This is a genomic window from Enterococcus sp. M190262 (assembly GCF_005843965.1).
Classification (GTDB): Bacteria; Bacillota; Bacilli; order Lactobacillales; family Enterococcaceae; genus Enterococcus_D; species Enterococcus_D gallinarum.
Genome location: NZ_CP040461.1, coordinates 1,697,533 through 1,720,902, shown reverse-complemented (window position 1 = coordinate 1,720,902; position 23,370 = coordinate 1,697,533). Strand labels below are relative to the sequence as shown.

Annotated in this window: 20 protein-coding genes; 4 read left to right on the top strand and 16 right to left on the bottom strand. The window is 43.0% G+C overall.

What is annotated here, in order from left to right; genetic code table 11:
- Positions 1-424: 424 nt before the first annotated feature.
- The 5 genes from FE005_RS08080 to zapA form a co-directional block, all read right to left on the bottom strand.
- A complete protein-coding gene (locus FE005_RS08080; protein ID WP_138371620.1) occupies positions 425-2,644 on the bottom strand; it encodes a L,D-transpeptidase in 2,220 nt (739 codons plus the stop codon).
- Positions 2,645-2,800: 156 nt separating this feature from the next.
- On the bottom strand, positions 2,801-3,115 hold the full coding sequence (trxA, locus tag FE005_RS08075) for a thioredoxin (RefSeq protein WP_021149372.1): 315 nt from the start codon (positions 3,113-3,115) through the stop codon (positions 2,801-2,803).
- Positions 3,116-3,209: 94 nt separating this feature from the next.
- Positions 3,210-5,573: an endonuclease MutS2 gene (locus FE005_RS08070; protein WP_138371619.1), complete on the bottom strand. Its 2,364-nt coding sequence runs from the start codon at positions 5,571-5,573 to the stop codon at positions 3,210-3,212.
- Positions 5,574-5,645: 72 nt separating this feature from the next.
- On the bottom strand, positions 5,646-6,200 hold the full coding sequence (locus FE005_RS08065) for a CvpA family protein (RefSeq protein ID WP_003127541.1): 555 nt from the start codon (positions 6,198-6,200) through the stop codon (positions 5,646-5,648).
- Positions 6,201-6,223: 23 nt separating this feature from the next.
- Positions 6,224-6,664, bottom strand: a complete 441-nt coding sequence (gene zapA, locus FE005_RS08060) for a cell division protein ZapA (protein ID WP_003127539.1) — start codon at positions 6,662-6,664, stop codon at positions 6,224-6,226.
- Positions 6,665-6,869: 205 nt separating this feature from the next.
- Here zapA and rnhC point away from each other — a divergent pair, with 205 nt between their 5' ends.
- The gene (rnhC, locus tag FE005_RS08055) at positions 6,870-7,805 is read left to right on the top strand and encodes a ribonuclease HIII (protein WP_138371618.1); all 936 of its coding nucleotides are present in this window, start codon (positions 6,870-6,872) and stop codon (positions 7,803-7,805) included.
- Between the two features lie 115 nt (positions 7,806-7,920).
- On the opposite strand, the gene FE005_RS08050 is transcribed toward rnhC, so the two are convergent.
- The 3 genes from FE005_RS08050 to FE005_RS08040 form a co-directional block, all read right to left on the bottom strand.
- Positions 7,921-9,648, bottom strand: coding sequence for an ABC transporter permease/substrate binding protein (locus FE005_RS08050; RefSeq protein WP_138371617.1), 1,728 nt, complete (start codon positions 9,646-9,648; stop codon positions 7,921-7,923).
- A complete protein-coding gene (locus tag FE005_RS08045) occupies positions 9,641-10,852 on the bottom strand; it encodes a glycine betaine/L-proline ABC transporter ATP-binding protein (RefSeq protein WP_003127535.1) in 1,212 nt (403 codons plus the stop codon). Before FE005_RS08045 ends, FE005_RS08050 begins: the two co-directional genes overlap by 8 nt.
- A 118-nt stretch (positions 10,853-10,970) precedes the next feature.
- Entirely contained in the window at positions 10,971-11,624 is a 654-nt protein-coding gene (locus FE005_RS08040) for a GntR family transcriptional regulator (protein ID WP_138371616.1), read from the bottom strand.
- A 345-nt stretch (positions 11,625-11,969) separates the two neighbouring features.
- On the opposite strand from FE005_RS08040, the gene FE005_RS08035 reads away from it, so the two are divergent.
- Complete coding sequence (locus FE005_RS08035; RefSeq protein ID WP_003127533.1) at positions 11,970-13,496, top strand: AMP-binding protein; 1,527 nt, start codon at positions 11,970-11,972, stop codon at positions 13,494-13,496.
- Positions 13,497-13,615: 119 nt separating this feature from the next.
- On the opposite strand, the gene menC is transcribed toward FE005_RS08035, so the two are convergent.
- The 6 genes from menC to menB are packed head-to-tail and all read right to left on the bottom strand — an operon-like array spanning position 13,616 to position 20,871.
- Complete coding sequence (gene menC, locus FE005_RS08030) at positions 13,616-14,719, bottom strand: o-succinylbenzoate synthase (RefSeq protein ID WP_003127532.1); 1,104 nt, start codon at positions 14,717-14,719, stop codon at positions 13,616-13,618.
- Positions 14,720-14,740: 21 nt separating this feature from the next.
- A complete protein-coding gene (menH, locus tag FE005_RS08025) occupies positions 14,741-15,559 on the bottom strand; it encodes a 2-succinyl-6-hydroxy-2,4-cyclohexadiene-1-carboxylate synthase (RefSeq protein ID WP_103300634.1) in 819 nt (272 codons plus the stop codon).
- Positions 15,543-17,261, bottom strand: coding sequence for a 2-succinyl-5-enolpyruvyl-6-hydroxy-3-cyclohexene-1-carboxylic-acid synthase (menD, locus tag FE005_RS08020; RefSeq protein WP_138371615.1), 1,719 nt, complete (start codon positions 17,259-17,261; stop codon positions 15,543-15,545). Before menD ends, menH begins: the two co-directional genes overlap by 17 nt.
- A complete protein-coding gene (locus FE005_RS08015) occupies positions 17,239-18,615 on the bottom strand; it encodes an isochorismate synthase MenF (protein WP_138371614.1) in 1,377 nt (458 codons plus the stop codon). The genes menD and FE005_RS08015 overlap by 23 nt, the downstream gene beginning before the upstream one ends.
- Positions 18,593-20,056, bottom strand: a complete 1,464-nt coding sequence (gene menE / locus FE005_RS08010) for an o-succinylbenzoate--CoA ligase (RefSeq protein ID WP_138371613.1) — start codon at positions 20,054-20,056, stop codon at positions 18,593-18,595. Before menE ends, FE005_RS08015 begins: the two co-directional genes overlap by 23 nt.
- Positions 20,056-20,871: a 1,4-dihydroxy-2-naphthoyl-CoA synthase gene (menB, locus tag FE005_RS08005; RefSeq protein WP_003127527.1), complete on the bottom strand. Its 816-nt coding sequence runs from the start codon at positions 20,869-20,871 to the stop codon at positions 20,056-20,058. The genes menE and menB overlap by 1 nt, the downstream gene beginning before the upstream one ends.
- 126 nt (positions 20,872-20,997) lie before the next feature.
- Between menB and FE005_RS08000 the strand changes: the two genes are divergently transcribed.
- Positions 20,998-21,363 carry a PaaI family thioesterase gene (locus tag FE005_RS08000; RefSeq protein WP_138371612.1) on the top strand — a complete coding sequence of 122 codons (366 nt, stop codon included), beginning with the start codon at positions 20,998-21,000 and terminating at the stop codon, positions 21,361-21,363.
- 210 nt (positions 21,364-21,573) lie between these two features.
- Here FE005_RS08000 and FE005_RS07995 read toward each other — a convergent pair whose 3' ends face one another.
- Both FE005_RS07995 and FE005_RS07990 read right to left on the bottom strand, forming a co-directional pair.
- Positions 21,574-21,786, bottom strand: coding sequence for a DUF2922 domain-containing protein (locus FE005_RS07995; RefSeq protein ID WP_003127524.1), 213 nt, complete (start codon positions 21,784-21,786; stop codon positions 21,574-21,576).
- Between the two features lie 17 nt (positions 21,787-21,803).
- A complete protein-coding gene (locus FE005_RS07990; RefSeq protein WP_003127523.1) occupies positions 21,804-22,007 on the bottom strand; it encodes a hypothetical protein in 204 nt (67 codons plus the stop codon).
- Between the two features lie 170 nt (positions 22,008-22,177).
- On the opposite strand from FE005_RS07990, the gene FE005_RS07985 reads away from it, so the two are divergent.
- Positions 22,178-23,353: an AI-2E family transporter gene (locus tag FE005_RS07985; protein WP_005471785.1), complete on the top strand. Its 1,176-nt coding sequence runs from the start codon at positions 22,178-22,180 to the stop codon at positions 23,351-23,353.
- Positions 23,354-23,370: the final 17 nt, after the last annotated feature.

Below are 23,370 nucleotides of genomic sequence, written 5' to 3'. Positions count from 1 at the left end.
AATAAGTGTCAATCTCTTTTTGTAAGCAATTTTCTCCCGGATTTGGGTAGTTTTCTGATTATCTATCGGCGTATTTCAGAACTATTTACACTTAGTTGACCGCTTTATACTTACCTTAGTTAGCAACTAGGGATTCGAGATTGATGCTCCCTATCAATCTTCGAACGAACATGTCAGTCATTCAAAATAGAAATCCTTTTCCCAAACGGGCGACACAGCTTTCAAAGGGCAGTTTTTAGTCAATTGACCCACTTTACAAATCTAACTTCTATCAAAATATCAAAAAGTAAAATATCAAAAAGGCCTTGATCTCTATTCAGAAGATAAAAACTTTCAACTCTAATTACAGTGAAGTGCAAATCAACAACTCTTTTCGCTACAAAAAAACTGCTGCATCCTTATTCAAAGGATGCAGCAGCTAGAATCAGTTAACGATTTTTACGGGAGTGTTGTAAGGTATGTTGTAATAGAACCATTTAGCATCAGGGACTGCTAATCGAATACAGCCATGAGAAGCTCGCTGTCCTAGTTTTTTGCCTTCCACCGAACTAAATGAATTGGTTGACCAAGCAATGCTTGTTGGAACGGTATGGAATAGATAGACACCATGATCTTTGAAAGAACGGTAATAAGCCGCTCCTGAAAAGGCGGAGCCTTTCTCCTGCTGAATTCTAAAATTACCTAACGGTGTCGGCGTAAAAACTGTCCCCGTGGAACAAAGCATGGTATAAATGACTTTGTCGCCTGACTTAATGTAAACTCGCTGCTTACTGATGGACACATGAATGTTTAAATTTTTGACATTTAGCGAGGGGTACTTGCCACCAGTAGTGTACATCCAGAATTTATCATTCACGCTATACGTCTGATTCTCTTTGATCCACCCGATTTTCCCTGCTGGTGAAACCAGATACAGATAATTGCCATCACTCGTTTTGGCTAATTTGGTTGCTTTCGCCATATACCCTTTATAATTACTCTTTTTTCCTAATTTGCTGCTGTTAGGATCAGCAGCATTCAGAAAATTCCCGCTGGCATTGTTGACGATCACATAACGGCTAATATTGCTCTGCGAATGGATTACATGAGCATTTGTGACACCTGTAGCATTGATATAGCCGATCCATGTATTGTTTAAATACAATGAGTAATAGGTCGCACCGTTATAATGCTGATATTTTCCGGTGACTTTGATATTTTTGTTCATATAATTGCCACTCGAAGCTTTCTTCTTAGAAAAATTCAAATCTTGCCACAATGTATAGTTCTTACTTTTCATCCGGATCGTCTTGTTTTCACTCTGCCATATGCCACCTTGATTATTAGCCACAGTAGCGGCTTCAGCATTCAAATAGCCGATCCATTTGCCAGTAGAATCAGACAATGAGTAGTAAGTTGATCCGTTCCAATGTTCATATTTTCCTTTAGCCTGGTAAGTTTTTCCATACAATGAAGAGGTAGTGTTCTTTTTGCTCGACCAGTTAAAATTACCCCAAATTGTATAATTTTTCTTTGTTAGAGTAACATATTTACCGTAAGCCTGGTAAGCTCCCTGTGCATTTGATGTCGTTTTGACACCGGCAGCGTTGATATAACCTAACCACTTGTTCTTATTGTCATACAACGAATAATACGTTGCACCATTAACATGGCGATATTTTCCTGTGGCTTTGACGGTCTTTCCATTTAAAGCAGCTGTCGTTCCTTTTTTGGCTGACCAATCAAAATTTTGCCATAATGTGTAGTTGCCACTGATGATCGTGGCGTATTTTGATTCAGATTGCCATATGCCTCCAGGTGATTTGGCATCCGCGGCTCCTTTGGCATTAATCCAACCAATAAATTGGTTCTTATCCGTGTACAGAGCATAATAGGTCGAGCCGTTTCCGTGTTTGAAACTTTCTTTTACTTGAAACGTTTGTTGATTGATTGTTTTTGTCGTGCCTAACTGTTTATCAAAAAAAATTGACTCCCATAAAGGATAATTGCTACTTTGAACAGTAGCATATTTTTTTTCTGACTGAAACACCCCATCTGCTGTCGTGACAGACTCTGCTTCAACAATACCAATCACGTGATTCTGTTCATCAAGTAGTTCACTATACTTCTTTTTCGTCGCTGTATCTTGGTACTGTTTGACACTTTTATAAACGTGACCCGCAAGTTCAGTAATTGATCCTGTGGCTGTTAGTTGCAATTGATTGAGGGTATATAAAACCTGACGACTATCCATTGCTTGCGACACCGTTGTAGTCGCTGTGAAAGTGTTGATTTTGACATAGCGATTTGAATTGGCTAATTCCTTAACAGTGATGACTGGATTCGCTTCTGAAGTATCCGTTTCTTCTGTGGAAGAAACAGTTATTTCTGAACTACTTGTAGTTGTTTCCCCAAAGCTATCAGTCGAACTGTTGGTACTCGCTTCGGAAGTTGACGTGTCTATTGTAGACGATGTCGCAGTTGTTGAGTCAGTCGTTTCGGTTGTCGTCCTACTGGTATTGGTGGTTGATTCGGTGACTTGATTGACTGAAGAAGTTCCTGTATCAATTGTTTCCGCGTAGGTCGCACCTGCAGATACAAGCGGTGCACTGACCAAGGAAATGATACAGAGCAGCCGGTACCCCCATCCTCTATTCTTTTTCATTTTTCATCCCCCTTTTCAAATAAAAGCACTCCATAGAAAGTAAACGCTCCCCATATTCACACTTTCATTATACCATTGCAAGAATAAATCCTCGCTTAAAACTACTCAAAAAAAAAGCAGCGATCGCTTAAGATCGCTGCTTACTATAAAATTTTCTTACATGTGGCTTGCTACCATTTCTTTCAATTGATCTTTGGTATGAACACCAACGGCTTTATCTACCACTTGGCCATCTTTTTTCAACAATAGCGTAGGGATCGACATGATACCAAATGAAGCTGGCGTTTCAGGATTTTCATCCACATCCATTTTGACGATTTTTAATTCGTCTTCTTCATATTCATTTGCTAATTGTTCCAAGATTGGTGCTTGCATCCGACATGGACCGCACCATGTTGCCCAAAAATCAATAAGGACTAAGCCTTTATCGGTTTCTTCTGAAAAAGTTTTATCTGTAATTTCTTTTGCCATATTGTTCGCCTCCATTTGATTGCTAAAAAAAGTATAGCATGTTCACGTGCTTTTTTGAAATCCTCTGCTTACAAAAGGTAAGAAGCCTTAACGATTATTTAAATTTTACGATGGTCGCCCCATTGCCACCTTGATTTGCCGGTGCAAACTCAAAACTTTTGACACTACGATGATTTTTCAAATATTCCGTAATTCCTTGCCGTAATGCCCCCGTCCCTTTTCCGTGAACGATCGTCACTTGTGGGTAACCAGCAAGAATCGCCGCATCGAGATACTGATCAACTTCATTCAATGCCTCTTCATAGCGTTTGCCACGAAGATCCAGCTGATTAGGAACATGCGAAGACTCCGCTGAACGGACGGTATGAACGACGCGCTGCACAGGTTCTTTGACAGGTGCTGCCGGCTGTAGATCTGATTCAGACAGCGTCATTTTTAAGATTCCCAATTGCACTTGCCATTGTGATTGTCCCATCTTTTTGATCAAAGTTCCTCGCTGACCATAGGAAGTAACTAACACTTCATCGCCGACCTTCAATGTTTTCGCAGCTTTGGCTTTTTGCAAGACCTTGTTCTTTTGCAAATGTTCTTCTTGATGAAGATCAGACAATTTTGTGCGGGCTGCGATCAACTCATGTTCTTTGACATGGCTCTGTCCGCTGCTCAATTGCATGTTGCGGATATCCGAAATGATTTTTTCCGATTCCTCTTTTGCTTCTTCAACGATTTGATTTGCTTTCTTGCGGGCTTTTGCTAGTTCTGCTTCGCGTTCTTCAAAGAAAAAGTTATATGCTTGTTTCAATTCTTTTTGCAGCCGTTCCGCTTCTTCTACATAATGCCGCATTTCCAAATACTCTGTTTCGGTCATCTTGCGCCGGTTTTCTAAGTCGGCGATCATCTCATTCAAGTCCTGACTTTCGCCATCCATGATTTGCTTGGCTTGCTCAATGATCTGGATGTCCAAGCCCAGACGTTTGGAGATTTCAAAAGCATTACTGCGACCAGGCACACCGATCAGCAAACGATATGTTGGGCTTAGGGTATCGACATCAAACTCCATTGAAGCATTGATGGTATTGGCACGATTGTAACCGTACACTTTCAATTCCGGATAATGAGTCGTCGCCATCACATAGGCAGAGCGTGCACCAAGTTCATCAAGAATAGCAATCGCTAACGCCGCGCCTTCTTGCGGATCGGTCCCAGCTCCCAGTTCATCGAATAAAACTAAACTTGTATGGTCCACTTTTTTGAGAACATCGACGATCGTCGTCATGTGAGAAGAGAAGGTAGATAAACTTTGTTCGATGGATTGCTCATCCCCAATATCAGCAAAAATTTCTTGAAAAATGCCCATTTGGCTCTCTTCATCGACTAAAATCGGCAATCCAGATTGCCCCATGATTTGAAGCAATCCCAGCGTCTTCAAGGTGATTGTTTTCCCACCAGTATTCGGACCGGTAATTACCACCGCTTGATAGTCTTCACCAATAGCAATATCATTCGGTACGACTTTTTCTTGATCGATCAGCGGATGACGTGCTTGTTTGAAAACGACATGATTATCTGTATTGATAGCCGGCACGATTGCCTGCAATTCTTTCCCAAAACGTGCTTTGGCATTCATGAAGTCCATCATCCCGATCACATAGGCGTTGTGCAGAATTTCGCGTTGATAAGGAGCTAGCTCTGCAGAAAGTTCCGCTAAGATTCGTTCAATCTCCGTACGCTCAGCGATTTGATGTTGGCGCAGTCGATTATTCTGATCCACCACTTGTTTTGGTTCAATAAATAATGTCTGCCCAGAAGAACTCTGATCATGCACGACCCCGCCAAACACGCCACGATATTCTTGCTTCACCGGAATCACATAGCGCTCATTTCGCATCGTGACAATGGTATCGCTCAAATACTTGGCATTTCCGCCACGTACGAGACTATCTAACGTTTCTCTGATCGTTCGTTCAGAACGACGAATATTTTGTCGAATGACACGTAGCTCTGGAGATGCTTCGTCAGTCAACCGACCGTCTTCATCCACTGCTTCTTTCAGGCGACGGCTAAGCGTGGGCAGCGTTACTAACTGCTTTTCCCATTCATACAGTCGCTCGAACTCGATTTCGCTGTCTGATAGATCTTCAAAGAAACGCTTCAATTCATTGGCTGTCACCAACACTCGACCTACTTGCGCTAATTCTAAACCATTAAGGTCCGCTCCGATTTCGATTCGCTTCATTTGCGGACGAATATTTTCAATTTTTGGTACAGGAATACCGCCCCGCAATCGCTGTACTTTTAACGCATCTTCTGTTTCAGCCAGCCAAGTGGAAATTTGCTGAGCATCTGCTGATGGCGCTAATTGAGCTAATTCTTCTTTCCCTTGGGCGGTCACTAGATACTGCCCAACCAATTGTTTTACTTGATCGAAAGCTAAAACATCAAGAATTTTTTTATTCATAGTCTCACCTACTTTTTCATTTTTTTACTTAAGAAAAAAAGCAGCATGGGTCTAATGACCAGCTGCCTTATACTAACCAATCACATTAGTGATCCACAAACGGTAAAAGTAATCAGAAATGATTGGCGAACTTTCAACGATAAAGTGTGCCGTGCTGCTCTTATCAAACAAATTTTGGATAGTCGCTAAAGGAATCATCGAGAGGATCATAAAAAAGAAATAGATATTCAGATAAACTAATAGCGTATTCAAGATCCCTGCTACGACCCAATCATAGCCTTTCAAAAAACGCAGACGTTTGAAACGCAGTCCATTTGCAAAAATGCAAATCAATTTTGTCACTAACCAGCCAGCAAAAAGAATCATAATAAAAGCGACAGCTGCATAGTACGCTTTGTCTAGGTCTAGAGCAAGATCTAGGTTATAAAAGACCAACTTTGAGTCTGCGGTCACAGACATATAAGGAACATATAATTCAATTTTTTTTGCCAAAGCTTGGTAATTTGCCACTGCAACTAAAAAAGAAAAAAGGTATCCTAAAACGGAGACCAGCTGCAATGAAGTCCCTCGCCGCGCGCCACCATAAAATGCCGCTAACAAAAGAACCAGAACCAAAAATCCTATCATTTCAGAGTCCTTTCCGCGCCTACTTAACCATGAGCTGCTTTTTCTTGGATTTTGCGCTTACGTTGTTCATTTAGTATTTGTTGAGCTTCCACATGATTATGGATCTCCACATCTCCGCGACCTGTCTCATCCAATACTTGGCGCGCTTCAGACTCAATCGCTTCGATTCGCTTAATCCGATTCTCTAGTTCGGTCGCCTTAATCGCTTGACTGCGTAACTCTTCTACCTTATTTTGCAAACTTAATACTTGCTCTTGTTTTTTCAACTGATCAGAAATCGCATTGATTGCTAATAGAATTGCTGCTTGCTCTTTATCGACTTGAGAAGACAGCCCCATGATTTCTGTCAATTGGTCATTGACTAATTTCGTTACCATATCCATATGTTGTTTACTTTCACGCCCAATAATCGTGTAGCTTTGATTGGCGATTACTGCTTTATAACGTTTCTTTTGCTCCGTCATAGGAAAGATTCCTCCCATTGCTGTTCTGTACTATTTTATCACTTTCTGCACGCGTATCGCAAACTCCTACCTATTATACGTGATTTCTAGTGTAATTTCCATGCCAATCGTTTTTTTAGAAAGAGGCTTCGTAAAATTTTTACCTATGGTAGAATCTAAGAAGATGTTCTATTCAAATAACCAGTATGTATATCGGAGGAAGACAATGAGTAATATCGTCATTAAAGTATCTCAAAAAACTATCGCAGAAATGATGAACTTCTATCAGCAAGCGCTGTTGAATAAAAAAGTTCCTTATACCGTGTTTGTTGCCAAAAAAGAACAAACGACCATCACCGCTTATACTTCTGGTAAAGTGATGTTTCAAGGCAGTGGTGCAGAAGCTGAAGCAGCTCGTTGGAGCAATTCCGCCGACTTGTCCAAAACAGCAAATACGAACAACAAGGCTCCTTCATCCTCCTTGCCTGCTGATTTTTCACAGTGGAGTGTCGTTGGTAGTGATGAAGTTGGCAATGGCAGTTATTTTGGTCCTTTAGTCGTTTGCGCTGTCTATGCCAGTAAAGATCAGCTACCCGCATTGAAAGCATTAGGTGTCAAAGACTCCAAAATGTTGACTGATCCACAAATTCGGGCAATGGCCCCAAAAATAAAAAAACTTGTGCCTTATCAATTACTGACAGTTGAACCAACTAAATACAATGAGATCCAACCTAAATACAACACCGTTCGAATGAAAGTTGCGCTACACAATCAAGCCATTCGGCTACTGTTGCAAAAAATCGCACCAAAAACACCGGATGCCATCTTGATTGATCAATTCACTAGCGAAAAAAATTACCGTACCTATCTAAAATCAGAAAAAAATCAAATCACAGAAAAATTGTTTTTTGCAACAAAAGGGGAGCAATATCATTTAGCAGTGGCTGCGGCCTCCATTCTATGCCGCACTGTTTTTCTGGAGGAACTAGAGAAGGCGTCACAAGAAGTTGGATTACAGCTTCCTTCGGGTGCCGGCAGCAAATCCGATCAGGTCGCTGCTCAGCTTTTGCAAAAAGGCGGAATGCCTTTATTAGCGAAGTATACCAAACTGCATTTCGCCAATACTGAAAAAGCACAAAAAATTGCTGGCTACTATCAGTAGACAGTCAGTAGACAGTGAAAAAAACGAAAGTCTCACACCTGAACTCGGCCACCGAGTCTAGATGCGAAACTTTCTTTTTTTGTTTATTTATCTGATCCTTTCATGCTTCATTGACTTACTTCGTCCAAGCTGCCACTTCTTCTGGGTGTTTGGTTACCCAATCTTTTGCAGCATCTTCAGCAGAAGTTCCATCGTTGATTGCCAGCATGACTTCTTCCATATCTTCTTGTGTCCAATTGAATTTATCCAGTACTTCATAAACTTCTGGCAAATCATCAGCTAATCCTTGGCGTACCATCGTATTGATACTCTCTGCTTCTCCCATCGTTCCTTCAGGATCATCTAGATATTTCAAATCATATTTTGCAAACATCCAATGAGGCGACCAGCCAGTGATCACAATGTCTTCTTTATTCTTGATGGCTTGTCCTAACGCCACAGTCATTGCCCCGGAAGAAGATGTCGCCACATTCCAATCAGAAAGATTATCATATGTTGCAACTGTATTTTCAGCAGCAGCGACCACACCTGCACCTGGTTCAATTCCCGTGATCGTTTTTCCTGCCTCATCCGATAGATCTGCGATAGAATCAACTGCCATGTAGCTAGGAACTGCAATTCCCAGTTTAGCTCCCTCTAAGTTTGGTCCTAGATTTTCTACTTGGTCTTTATATTGTTCATATTGAGCTTGATGAGTTGAAGGCAACCAGGCAGCTACCATCCCGTCAACTTCGCCTTTAGCCACAGATTCCCACATGATCGCATTGTCTAATGGTGTCGTCTTGACTTCATAGCCCATTTCTTTTAACACTTCAGCTACCACATGAGTGGAAGCCACTTCTGTATCCCATTCGACATATGCTAAGTTGACTGTTCCTTTATTGTCTGAAACACGACCAAAAGCTACAGAAGCACCAATCAGCGCAACAACAGCTGCGGCAGCGATCCCGCCAAAGAGACGTTTTTGCTTGCGGCTTTTCGCGGACACGGCTTTTTTCTTATGAGCGGGTTTATTCAAGTTTTGGGTAAACCGATCCATAATGATCGCTAAGATCACTAATGAAACCCCACTAACAAATCCATTTCCGACTTGTGCCCGCTGCAGTGCAGATAGGACACCTCGTCCAAGACCAGGGGCACCGATCATCGAAGCAATCACTACCATTGAAAGAGCAAGCATCGTGGTTTGATTGACACCTGCTAAAATCGTACTTTTCGCTAATGGCAATTCTAACTTGACCAATTTCTGCCAGCCAGTTCCCCCAAAGGAATCCGAAGCTTCGACTAATTCACGAGAAATTTGACGGATTCCTAAATTAGTCATCCGTACAGTCGGCGGCAATGCAAAAATCACTGAGGCAAAAACCCCTGGTACCATGCCGATCCCAAAGAAAGCGACTGCTGGGATCAGATAGACGAAGCCAGGCATCGTTTGCATGAAATCTAAGATTGGCGTAACGATGCTTTGCGCCTTTTCGCTTTTTGCCATTAAGATTCCGAGGGGAATACCGATAATGATCGATACCAGACTAGAGAGCAGAACCAATGTGACAGTATTCATCAAATCAGTCCACAAACCTTGATTGTAGATAAACAGTAGCCCGACAAATGTAAATGCCGTCAGCCCCCATTTTTTACTTGAAACAAAAAATGCAGCGATTGTCAGCAGCAAGATCATGACTAGTGGTGGCACAAAAAGCAAAGTATTAGTCATTCCATCCATCACGAACTGACCAAAAGACTGCAATGCGGAAAAGAGCCCACTAAAAGTTCCTGTTAGCCAATCTGTAAAGGACTCTACCCAATCAGCAACTGGAATCGTTTGTTGAAGAAAATTACCCATTGACGACCACTCCTTCCTCTGTCACTGATGAATCCGTTTCTGCCAGCGCTTCGATCACACTGCCTCGAATAACTACACCGATCAGACGATCATTTTCAACCACCGCTAACGGTGTCGGGGAATCATAAATTAAATTGAAAATATCCGTCACTAGCATATCTTTGTCGATTTTTTGTACATTTTTATCGATGACTTCTTTTAGGGTCAAATTGTTTTTGCGTGCTTCGCGAGCCGACTCAGCTGTCAAACTACCTTTTAGATGACGTTTTTTGTCTACCGCCAGCAACATACTAACTTCCTCTTTACGCATTCGATTTAGCGCAACGCTTGGCCCATCGATTTCGATATTTGTCGTTAGTGCTGGTACCATGATGTTTTGAGCCGTCAAAACTTTCGAGCGATCGACATCTTCGACGAAATCTCTCACATATTGGTTCGCAGGATTGGTCAGAATCTCTTCTCCTGTCCCAATTTGCATGATTTGTCCATCTTTCATCAAAGCAATGCGATCACCAATTCGCAAGGCTTCATTCAAATCATGAGTGATAAAAATAATTGTCTTTTGGACATTGGCTTGTAATTCTAACAACTCATCTTGCATTTCACGACGGATCAACGGATCTAACGCTGAGAATGCTTCGTCCATCAATAAGATCTCTGGATCATTTGCTAATGCTCGCGCCAGACCAACCCGTTGTTGCATCCCACCAGACAGTTGATCAGGATATTGATCCTTGAAAGATAATAGCCCAGAATTAGCTAAAGCTTTTTCGGCTTTGGCTACTCGCTCTTCTTTGGGAACCCCTCGCACCTCTAAGCCATATTCTGTATTCTCAAGAATCGTTCGGTGAGGGAACAAACCAAAGCTTTGGAAAACCATGTTGATCTTATGGCGTCGGACTTCACGTAATTCTTCTTTACTCATCTTCGCAATGTCTTCCCCATCAATATAAATGTCCCCACCGGATGGTTCGATCAACCGATTCAATAAACGGATCAAGGTTGACTTCCCACTACCAGAAAGTCCCATAATCACAAAGATTTCTCCTTCATTGACTTCAAAATTCACATCATAGACGCCAACAGTGGCCCCAGTTTTTTCTAGAATTTCATTCTTGCTGCGTTGTTCTTGAATCATGGCAAACGCTTGTTGCTTCTTCTTGCCAAAGATTTTCGTTAAATGTGCAACTTTAACTTTACTCACTTATACTGACTCCTTTTTCTGAAAAATTTCACGAAAGTGACCATACTATACTAACAGCATGTGGTCACTTTGTCAAAAAAAGATTCCATCTCTTCTTAGAAATGGAATCTTTCGCTCTTCAATTAGCGGAGTCTTGTGGATAAAAAAAGTTCGTCATACGTTGTAGTGCCAACTCATTTCCGACAAAATAAATCGTATTGCCGGCACTAAACTTGGCGTAAGGGCCTGGTGAGAGCAATAACTCCTGTTCCGTTTGGATTGCCACGATGGTTGCTCCCGTTACTTGCCAAATATTCAGGTCGTGGACACTTTTCTCTAAGTGCTGGGCATCTTCTTTCAATAACAATTCAAATGGCAGAAAAGGGCTCATATTATGCACTTTTTTCGTTTGCCGAACCAAAACATTCAATAGTTCCGAAAAATTATCCAGCTCTTGTTGTTGCCGTTCAACGCTTTCTAAAATGTCTTTACGAATCTCTTGGATCGATTGAACATCTTTGTACTGATCCAAAAAAGATTGCGCCTTTTCTTTTGAGGCAATATACGCGCCGCTCCCATGACGGACATCCATGATCCCCAAATCGACCAAGACATTGATTGCTTTACGGGCTGTTTCTGGCGACACATTGAAGTTACTGGCTAATGTCGAACGGGCATGAACCTTTTGTCCAACTTCGTAGCGATTTTCCACGATTCTTTCCGCGATCTCCACAGCGATCTGCTGGTATCGAGGAAGCGAAACATGTTTTTTATTTTGTATCTTTTTGGCCATCGGGATCTTCCTTTGTCTTTTTTTTCATGATAGCAATAAAAAGACATACTGACAACTATCGTCCTGCTGATGTTCGCAATAGAATCTTTTGTTCTAACTATCCTCGGTTGCCCTTGTGCCAATCAAAACATACCAATCGAGTATCACTAATCAAACTTGATTGTCTCAAAATAGCCCTACCCGGCTTGTAAGTCAGTTGATTTAAGACGTTATGTGAAAAAAATCCCAAAGTAACTATTCTTAAAAAAAACGCTATGTTAAAATGAACCATAGTTTGAGAAAGGTGACTTTATTAACCATCGAAGTTAACAAAACACCGTCATCAATTTAAAGGAGTGTGTTATTTTGTCTATTTTAGCGTATCAACCATTGAATCTTTATACCAATTACCGCGATGCGGCGGAGGCTTATCCAGACGTCCCAATCATTCATGATGAGATCTTGCCAGCTTTTCCTGAATTGGGTTACCGCAGCACATATCATTCAAGTCATGAAATAATCTTAAAGCGGGCGTATCAACTTGCCCACCTTGGCGTCCAAGCCGGAGATAAAATCATTATCTATAAATCATCAAAATTTGATACGTATCTTTTAGCTACAGCTGCTGCTTATTTAGGCGCTGTCCCAGCAATGATTTCTTATCATTTTCCAGCTTCAACGATCGAAGTCTTTGTTGACCGCTTAGAAGATCCTTATATCCTTTTTGATGAAGAGACAGAAAACCGAGTGGCAGCTGTCAAAAACAGCAGCCCGAACAAGCAGATTGCTGTCCGCAATCTATTGTTGCAACCAGCTGAACCTGTTGGCCAAACCGAATTGCCTCACGATCAAATTTCTTATATGACCCACACCTCAGGCACAACAGGAATACCAAAATTGATTTGTCACTCGGCCAATTCTATGGGGTGGCGGACAAAGTGGCAGCGAACTGTCTTCACAAAAATCGCAGAAACAAAATTAGTGGCGTTCCATATTTCACCGGTTCATTCTCGCTTCAATATTGGGATCTCTTCTTTGATGTCTATGGGCTTTCCAATGATGCCTCTTGCTAGTGCGAATGGTCCTCACGTCGTTCGGATGTTGAAAGAGAATCCACCGATTGCCTTAGAGACACACCCAAATAACTTCGTGCAATGGCGATTCGTTGCAGAAGAACATCCTGAAGCTTTTGCTGGAATACGGTATTATCACTCCACATTCGATGCCATCAATAATCAAACAATGGCAGCTTTCTTACAAACTTCTGCCAATCAAGATGCCATCTTCTTGCAAGTATACGGCCAAAGCGAGTGCGGCCCAATGATCCTGAAAGCACATACGCTAGAAAGTATACAATCAAATGATGCTCGCGATATGGGCATTGGTTTAGGTGATTTGACCAAAGCACGAATCGCAGATGCTGACGGCAATGAGTTGCCTGCAAATACAGACGGACATATCCACTTCCTATCCAAAGGACGGGCATTGACTTATTATAAAGAAGATCAGCGTTTTACTGAGAATGTTTATGGAGATTGGTGGGATAGCGGCGATTATGGCAGCATGAATGAAGAAGGCCATTTATTCTTGAAAGACCGCCAAGTGGATCTGATTGAATCCATCGATAGTAATTTAGCTTTAGAAGATCTGCTTTTAGATACATTGGATTTTCTAGCTGAAGTGGTCATCGTTCGTGACAAAGAAAATTCACCGCAACCGATCATTGCCTTAGCACCAAACCGTGAAATGGATTGGACAGCTTGGTGGCAAGCAGTAGAAGATCTTCCTCGTTTGAATCAGCCAATTCTCTGGGACTTTGAAAAGATCCCTCGTACAGCAACAATGAAAGTTCGCCGTTTGCAAATTGAGAAAGAATTTAAAGAACAGGCTTAGCAACAGGCGCTTGCACGCCCTTTTATCCAAATAGCAGCAAAAAGCACCCTCTCTAAAAGCGAGAAGGTGCTTTTTGCTGCTTGATAATTGATCTGCTGATCAAAAACTATTTCTAAAGTTCAACCTAACAAACGAGTACGGGAAACACAATAGTCAGCTATTTTCTTTTCATCTAGTGTGAAGCCCGCTCCCACACCAACAGGCACCTGAAGACAGCCATTTTTGATCTTCGCAGGTTCAGTGACGATGTCATCGTAAAAATAACGATCAGAAGCAGATAGATCACCAGGGAAGTGGAAGGGAGCTTGGCTGGCAAACTGCAGATTCAACGCTCGTCCCACTCCTGATTCGAACATTCCACCTAGCCAGACATCCAATCCATAATGTTGGCAGGCTGAAACAATTCGCATCGCTTCGGTGATTCCTCCCACTCGCGGAATTTTTAGATTGATTGCTCGGCAACTATCTAATGAGGCAACAACAGCGACATCTTCTGCAGTACGTATATCTTCATCTAAACATAGCGGCGTCTTTAACTGCTTCTGCAGACGGCGATGCCCCACTAGATCCCGGATCTTCAACGGTTGCTCGATCATTGCCAGCCCCAATTCATCTAATGCGAGAATCTTTTCCGGTTGATCTTCATAAGCGCCGTTCGCATCAGCCATCAGCAATAGCTCGGGAAAGGTTTCCCGAACGGCTGTCAACGGCTCTAAGTCGACTCCCGGCTTGATTTTGATTTTTACTCGCTGATATCCTTGCGCTACATAATCAGCGACTTGTGCGACTAGCTGTTCTGTGGATGCTTGAATCCCCACACTGACCCCTACAGCAAGCTTGTCTCTTGTTGTAGGATAAAAAGAGGTCAGACTGCAATGTTTTTGGCGGCCATATAAATCCCAAATCGCCGTTTCAACTGCTGATTTGGCCATAAAATTTCCTTGAACTGTTTGAAATAACGTCCAAACATCTCGCGGATGATCGATGTTTCCTGTCAGCAATGGGAATAAGAACTTGCTAATGACTTCTCGAGCTGAAGCCAACGTTTCTTCAATATAATCTGGTTGCTGAAAAGCCACCAATTCTCCAACACCTACGGTTCCGTCTTGGTCGGTCAGTACAAGCAGGTCAAATGCTTTTTCCGTCAAGCGACCATAACTCGTCTCAAAAGGCTGCCTCAATGGGAGTCGACAAGCAATCCGTTCTGCTTTGACGATTTTCATACGCGCTCTCCTTTTCCAATATCAGTGTGCGGTCAACCAAGCATGCACTTCATTTGCCACTACATCTGGACGTTCCAAATGCACGCAATGACCGGCTTTTGACACCGAGAGGATAGTCAACGCTGGTTGTTGCTGCTGCATTTTTTTAGCGATCAGGAAAAATTTTTCATCCCATTCCCCAGTGAGAACCAGAAATGGGCACTGAATGTCTGCCAAATTTTGCCAGAAGCTAGGTTGTGTTCCTGTTCCGCTATAGTACAAACTCATCGCCAAACCAAACGCCTGTTGGCTCAAACGCGTCGCTCGTACTTGCTGCTGTATTTCCTTTGGTAATCGTTTTTGACTAGCAAACAATGGCAGTTCTTGCCAATAATCAACAAAGTCAACCAGCGGTTGCTGAATCAATCGTATCGCCAAACGTTGATCATTGCGTCGGCGAAGACTGCGGGCAGATTCTGATTCCAGTCCCGGAGAGCCGCTCTCCATGATCAAGCCAGCGATCTTGTCTGGGAAAGCAACCGTCCATGCCAATGCCGTACGAGCACCCATTGAATAGCCATAAAGATAATAACGGTCAACCGTTAAACGATCCACCAATTCTGCCAGATCCGTTACCATCTGAATCATCTCATAGCGTAACGGGTGCACATGACTGGCGGAACCACCATGACCCAACAAATCGATTGCTAAGACATTGAAGGACGTTTCTTGAGCAAACACTGGGCGAAAAGAATCTGAAGTGCCAGTAAATCCGTGCAGAACTACGAGGGTCGGCAGATCAGCCAGATAAGGTCGATACCACTGATACAAATAGTTCACACCGTTAACGTTTATTTTCATTGGAGATCCTTTCCTGAAACTCCTGTTGCAACGCTTGCCAAGCGATCACAGGATCTTTTTGCAGGCCAACTACTTCAATGATCTGAAAACAAGGCGTCGTTAATGATTGCTCGATTTGGGAGGCAAAATCAGTCAAAGTTGCTGGAGCGTGCCATTTCGCGCCATAAAGTTTTGCAGCTTGCTGAAAGTCAAGATCCAACGGGGTGCCAAATAGCGGCACAAAGTCACTTTCTGACAAGGTATTTTGCGATAAGAAGGAAAAAATCCCCCCACCGTTATTATTCAGTAAAATGATCGTGACTGGCAGCTGATATTGTTTGAGCAATTGCAGCCCATTCATATCATGAAAAAAAGCTAGATCGCCAATCAATAAATAGGTCGGTTTTTGGCTGGCAGCTGCGATCCCAGCAACGGTCGATATCAACCCATCGATACCATTCACACCGCGATTGCCAAATACTTGGTAAGCACTACCTGTAACCGTTCCGTATCGATCAACAAAGCGGATCGCATTACTATTTGCTAAGAGCAATTGGGCATCATGTCCCAATGTTTGTTGCAAGATCCGTACAGCAGCAGTTTCATTCCACTCCGTTAAAGAATGAGTCGTTGCCAATGCTTCCTCAGCGACGGCTTGCAGCTTTTGCCATGGCTGAAACCATTCTGGTTGTGGTCTGCTAGGCAACTTGCTTACTTGCTCCACAAAATCCTCTATCGTAAGCTGTAGCAAAAAGGCTGAGCGATGCAATTGATCTTGCCACTGTCCAGATTCATCCACGAAAAGCCAGTCGATGCCTTCCGGCAGACCGCTTAACCAAAGCAAGACATTTTTGGTCACTGGCAAGCGACCAAAACGAATAACGACTTCGGGAATAAAGTCCGCATCTAGTTGTGGAAAAATCAAATCAGCCTGTGGGAGAAAATGAGCCGACGTTTCCCCGCAAGTGGCCAAATTTGTCAGTGGATCCCCCACTAGCGGCCAGCCAAGATGATTGGCAAGCGCATGCAGCGTTTCTGCTTCAGAAGGTGTCAAACTTTCACCCACCACTAGGAGCCCTTTTTTCATAAACAATGGTGCCAGTTCTGTCAATACAGCTGCAGGTAGCGATTGCTGTGTAGGGAGGTAAGCGATATTTTGTTGGATCGAACAAGTCCGCGTGAAGTCAGGCAGTAATGGTTCCCGCAAAGGAAAATTCAGGTGTACGGGACCACGTGGTTGCTTTAATGCTTCGATCGTTGTCGTGGCAGCCTGCCAAAAGCTGTACTTCAGCATGTTGGGTGTATTCTCCGGCACAGTCATTTCTACCATTTTTTTTACATGAGAAGCATACAGACTTTGCTGATCCATGGCTTGCGGTGCACCAACACCACGTAGTTCCGGTGGCCGATCAGCAGTTAAGACGATCAATGGCAAATTTGTGGCTTCCGCCTCACAAATTGCTGGATAGTAATTGGCTGCAGCAGTACCTGATGTACATAGTAAAAGTGTCGGCTGCAAATCGACTTTGGTCATTCCCAACGCAAAAAAAGCTGCTGAACGTTCATCGACATCGATCCAACAAGTGATTTCTGGATCCCGATGCAAAAGCAATGCCAACGGTGTCGACCGCGATCCGGGACTGATCACCGCTCGCTTTATTCCAGCGGCTTTAAACCCATGGATTGCTGCCAACAAGTAGTCAGTCATGACTTGCTGATTCATTCTCTATCACTCCTCTTAGCATAGGTTGGAATTTCAAGGCTGTCTCTTGGCGCTCTTCTTCTGCAACAGAATCGGCGACGATCCCGCATCCTGCGTAAAGGATGCCTTCTGTCCCATGAAAAACACCAGAACGAATCGCTACTGCAAATTCTCCGATATCTTCTTGGATACCTAGCCACCCGATTGGTCCACCATATAATCCCCGACGCGCAGGTTCGTGGTTACGAATCCATGCCAGCGCATCAGCTTTTGGCTCCCCACCTAGGGCTGGTGTTGGATGCAGCTTAGCCACTGCTTCTAAAAAAGAAACAGCGGGCTTCCGCTTGCCAGACAAAGGCACGAATAAGTGCTGAATGTCGCGATTCTTGATGATCGATCGCGCCTCTGAATGGAACCCTTCCGCCAATAAGGAAGACAACGCCTGCTCCAGGCGATTGACAACTACTTGATGCTCATGGGTATTTTTGGGATCAGTTAATAATGCATCAGCTATTTGCTGATCTTCTGCTGGTGTGCTGCCTCGAGGCGCAGACCCTGCAATGCTGACTGTCTCGAAATGACTGGCAGTCGCCTTTAACAAGCGCTCCGGTGTGGCACCAATAAACGAAACCTCGTCTTCAAAAGCAAAGAGATAGGTATTGGTTTGTTGCTCTGCAAGACGGGCCAACACCGCAAAGGAATCAATCTCCTTCTTAGTAGTGATTTTCATTCGCCGAGCTAAAACAACCTTCTCCAAAGGCGTTTTTGCAGAGCGGATCGCAGCGACTGTCTCATCGACCGCTTTTACCCATTGTGGTACGTCTAATTCTGTTTGCTGCAACAAACAAGCCCCTACAGGCTGTTGCGCTTGTTTTCCCCATTGCTCAACGAGTTGTTGTAAATCAGCAAACTGTCCGAACAGCGTTTCCACGTCATTCGTATCCTTCGCTTCGACGGTCAAGATCACACCATACACATCATTTATTTTTCTAAAAAGAATTTTCGGCAACACAAAAAGACCATTGCCGATTGTGCCCCATTCTGCTGCTCCTTGGCTTTGTTCATCAAAAGCAAAAGCCCCTAATAATGTAGCAGCCATTTGGTCCGTATTTGGTTGAAAATGCTGCTTTTTAAGGTTTCGACGCTGCCGCTCAAAATCAATCAATGATGGGTTCGCGTACCGTTTCACACTGCCGATACCCAAAAAACAGGTTGCTTGATCTGATGATCGCCAAAAATAACGTTCACCAATAAATTGACTGGCAGCAGCATATAACTGAACAAAATCACAAGGTGCAAGTGGGTAATAATGACTAAACACCTTTTTGCCAGCAGCTAATGCTTGTTGATACTCATTCTTTGATTTGCTGTTCAATGTAGTTCACTCTTTCTTCTGTCAGCAATACACGCTTTACTATTTTCCCGCTAGCGGTACGCGGCATTTCTTTTACTTGATAATAGCGACGGGGGTGTTTGTACCGAGCAAGCTGTGGGGTTAGATAGGCGATCAATTCTGGTAATGTAATCGGCTCTTTGAGTGTAAGATAAGCAACTGGCTCTTGTCCCCACACTCCACTTGGCTCGCCCACCACTGCCGCTTCTTCAATTGCAGGGTGGCTAACTAATGCCTGTTCAACTTCAGCTGGATAAATATTTTCGCCACCGGAAATAATCAATTCGCTCAAACGAGATACCACATACAAATACCCTTCAGAATCCAAATAGCCAAGATCACCGGTGGCAAACCAGCCATCCTGCGTCCACTGCTCCAACCCGCGATCATTCAAATAGCACGTAACGATCGCAGGTCCTTGCAACTGGATTTCCCCCAGTTTTCCTTCTTTTTCGATAACAGATTCTTTCAAAGACTGCGACTGAATCCGCAAATTGACTTGGGCTAATGGTAATCCAGCAGAACCAATTTTTTCCTCGGCTTTATCTGGAGGCAAAGCAACGACTTGCGAACAAGTTTCAGTCATCCCATAGGATTGAATAACTGATAAGCACTTGTCTTGGCATTGCATCAAGACTGATCTGGCAATCGGACCACCACCTAAAAGAATATAGCGCAATGAAGGGTAACCATTGTCTCCAGTCAAAGGCAAAAGATCGGTCAGCATTTTGGTCACTAACGAGAGCACCGTTCCTTTACCAGCAGCTAGGTCTGATGCGATTTGCTGCGCATCGAATCGATCATATAATCGAACACTGATCCCTAAAATCAAGGAACGCAACAAAATTGATAAACCGCTAATATGATACAACGGAACGACACAACACCAGCAGTCGTCAGCAGTCACCGACAAGTTGATCTGCGTGGCTTGTGCACTGGCAAAATGATTGCCAAATGTTTGAGGCACTCCTTTGGGATTACCCGTCGTGCCAGAAGTGTACATGATCGATGCAACTTGTGTTTTTTGGTAAATCGAAATCGGCGCAGAAAAAAAACGTTCTTGCAATTTGCCAAAAGGCAGGAACTTGATTCTCGGCAAGGAAAGCGATCGATTGGTGACTACCCACTGACAGGCAGCATCGGTTAATTGAAAGTACAGCTCTTTTTCAGTCAATCGAGTGTTTAAGAACTGAATTTGTTTTCCTAATTCCCAAAGTGCCAAAATCGTGAAATACATCTCAGGAGAGTTATTGCTTAAAATCGCTACTCGCTCGATTGTTTGAGGAATCCGATGTTCATAATAGCAAGCATAAGCCGTGACTTCTTTTTGCAAGGCAGCAAACGACCAGCTTTTATCTTGCCAATAAAAAGCTGGTCGTTCTGGATGAAGTTGTGCTTGCCGTTGCAGCCAACTACCATTCATTAAGGGAATTTAGGGAATTGGTCGAAATTAGGCTGACGTTTTTCTTTAAACGCATCGCGGCCTTCTTTTGCTTCATCCATTGTGTAATACAATAAGGTCGCATCGCCAGCAAGTTGTTGGATTCCGGCTAGCCCATCTGTATCGGCATTCATTGAGGCTTTGATCATGCGCAAAGCCAATGGGCTTTTTTGCAGCATCGTTTCTGCCCATTCCATCGTCACATCTTCCACTTGATCAAGAGGAACGACTGTATTGATCCAGTTCATTGCTAAAGCTTCTTCTGCTGTATACTGTTTCGTCATAAACCAAACTTCTTTGGCTTTCTTGTGGCCAATCGTTCGAGCAAGATAGCCTGAACCGTAGCCACCATCGAAACTGCCGACATTCGGTCCTGTTTGACCAAATTTCGCATTATCTGCCGCGATCGTTAGATCACAAACCAGCTGCAGCACGTTTCCGCCTCCAATAGACCAACCTTTGACCATAGCGATCACCGGTTTTGGTAATGTCCGGATCAAACGTTGCAAGTCCAGCACATTGAGACGAGGAACTTGATCTTCACCAACATAGCCGCCATGTCCGCGAACTTTTTGGTCGCCGCCAGAACAAAAAGCTTTGTCGCCAGCCCCTGTTAGAATGATCACACCAATGCCAGGTTCATCGCGACTGATTGAAAAAGCATCGATCATTTCAAACACCGTTTTCGGTGTAAAGGCATTGTGGACTTCTGGACGATTGATCGTGATCTTCGCCACTTTACCATGCTGTTCAAATAAAATTTCATCGTATTCTTTTAAGGTTTTCCATTCTCTCATTACAGGTTCCTCCTTATGTCACATGTTTCCATTATACACATTTCTGAGCGAATTTCGTTAGAAATTGCTTTCTGTCAAACGTTTGTTATAATCAAATCATCAAATTCTCAGAAAACGAGGAACTCTATGAACTTACTTGACTATTTAGGCATCCAGATCGAAGAAACAACCGCTACTCAGGTTCGGTTATCTTTAGTGGTCACCGATCAGCATAAACAACCTTTTGGTCTTCTGCACGGTGGTATCAATGCCGTCTTGATTGAAACAGCTTGTAGTCTGGGGGCAAATCAAGCCGTAGCTGAAGACCAATTTGCCGCCGCGATTGATCTACAAGTCAATCATTTAAAAGCGGTCAAACAAGGAACTGTTACTGTGGAAGCTATCCCTGATCGAATCGGTGGAAAGATCCAAACTTGGCAAGCTACGATCAGACAATCCGATGGAACGAAAACGGCTGTCGGACGTTGTACATTAACTGCCGTCACCAAATAAAGGGACTGTGCCATAAGTCTCCTACAAGTAACACTAGCCGAACATTAATGATTATTGCTCCTGCGGTGCAGGGACTCCTCGTCGCAAAAGTCAGAGGAATCTATCCTAGCAACAGACTATTATTCGGTTTAACTTGTTGGATACTGACTTATGGCACAGTCCCTTTTGATTGTCGAGCATTTCTTGATGAACGTTCTACTTCAACTTATTTCAAAACAATGGCGTCTCAATCGTCTCTACGATTTTGGCGCCAGACAGCTCATTGTAATAACGGACACCATCTGATTCAAAGATACCGATTTTTGTAATATTCTCCATTGCTGTTCGTGCTGCTTCTGCCGTTATCTCTTCATCAAAAACTTTTGGCTGCAATGTGTGTTTTTTGCCCTCGCTAGTCAAAAATAATGCATGAAGCTTTTTCATCTCTTTCTCTCCTTTCGTTATTTTACGTACTCATTCTGGATCGTTTCTACCACGCCAGCCAAAGACGCATTCTTAGAAAATCCTGCCATGGCTTCACCAAACGCTAACATCTTAGCCTCCTCTGGAGCATTCATGACTTGATTGACGGTCTGACTGACAGTTTTTTCTGCATCTGGTGCTTGGATTCGAATCGTCAGCCTTGTGGTGGTTTTGGTCTTCATCGCTTCTTTTCCTCCTCTATTGTATTTTGATTGCTTCGTAAGTGGCGCCCTTACATATCTATAAACGAATCAAATAAGCAAAAGTAAAAAATAAAATTGGTTTGACTCGCTCTTTTTTTACAGAAAGTGCTGCTTTCGTTATAATGAGGCTAAGAAAGTGAGGCTCTTCTATGAAAAAAAACCGTTTAATCCAATTTTTAGGAGGAAAAACCAGCTATTATGTACTGGGATTGATCATTCTCTGTGCGATCGCTGCTTTTTTACTTAAACAAATCTCGTTTCTTTTTGATCCTTTTTTTGTCATTATTTCTACTCTTATTCCACCATTTTTATTCGGCCTGATCTTGTATTATTTGTTCAATCCGTTAGTTGATCGCTTAGAAACGAAAAAGATTCCCCGCATTGTTTCCATTGGCGGGATCTATCTTCTGATTCTTTTAGTGATCGTTTTGGCTGGGTTTCAGCTTTATCCAATCATCCAAAAACAAACAACCGATTTGATCAATCAATTCCCAGATTTGATTGCTGATTTCGAGCGAAACGCTGACTCATTCCTAGCGAATACGCCATTTGGTGCTCAGATCGATCAGATCACGGATACTCTTCAAAAAGTTGCCAACAATATCATGGATTTCATTGGTGACTATTGGCAAACCGGTGCTGCAGGGCTTAGCAGTATCTTTTCGACGATCTCAACGTTGTTTATCGCATTGTTTACAGGACCGATCATTGCTTTTTTCTTACTAAGAAATCCAAACAAGTTTTATTATTCTCTCCTGTCAATCGTACCACCGCGATTTCGTAAAGATTTCAACACGATCGTAAAGATCGCTGACCTACAAGTTGGTGCCTTTCTGAAAGGACAGATTATTTCTTCCTTTATTTTAGGCGGAATTTATTGGGTGATTTTTTTGCTGATTGGTTTAGAATATGCAAGTATCTTGGCGATCGCTGCCGGGATTTTATGTATCATTCCATATATCGGTCCATTTATCGTCTTCTTCCCGGCCCTTTTCATCGCAGCACAAGATTCAACAGGAATGCTGATCAAATTCCTGATTGCTTGGTTCGCCGTACAGCTGCTTCATGGTGACTTGGTCGTTCCTCGTGTAATGGGAGATCGTCTGCAGATCCATCCGATCACGATTCTCGTTGTTTTATTAGTTATGGGGGATTTGATGGGGATCGTAGGTGTCATTTTCGGAATACCGATCTACTGTCTCTTAAAAGTATTAGTGGTGTATGGATTCCGCAAATTCAAGCAACGGTACAATACCTATTACGGCGACGAAGGCAAGTATTTTCACAGTGAATTCACCAGTGAAGACTATTTAAAAGATGAGTAGTAAAAGAGAGAGAATCG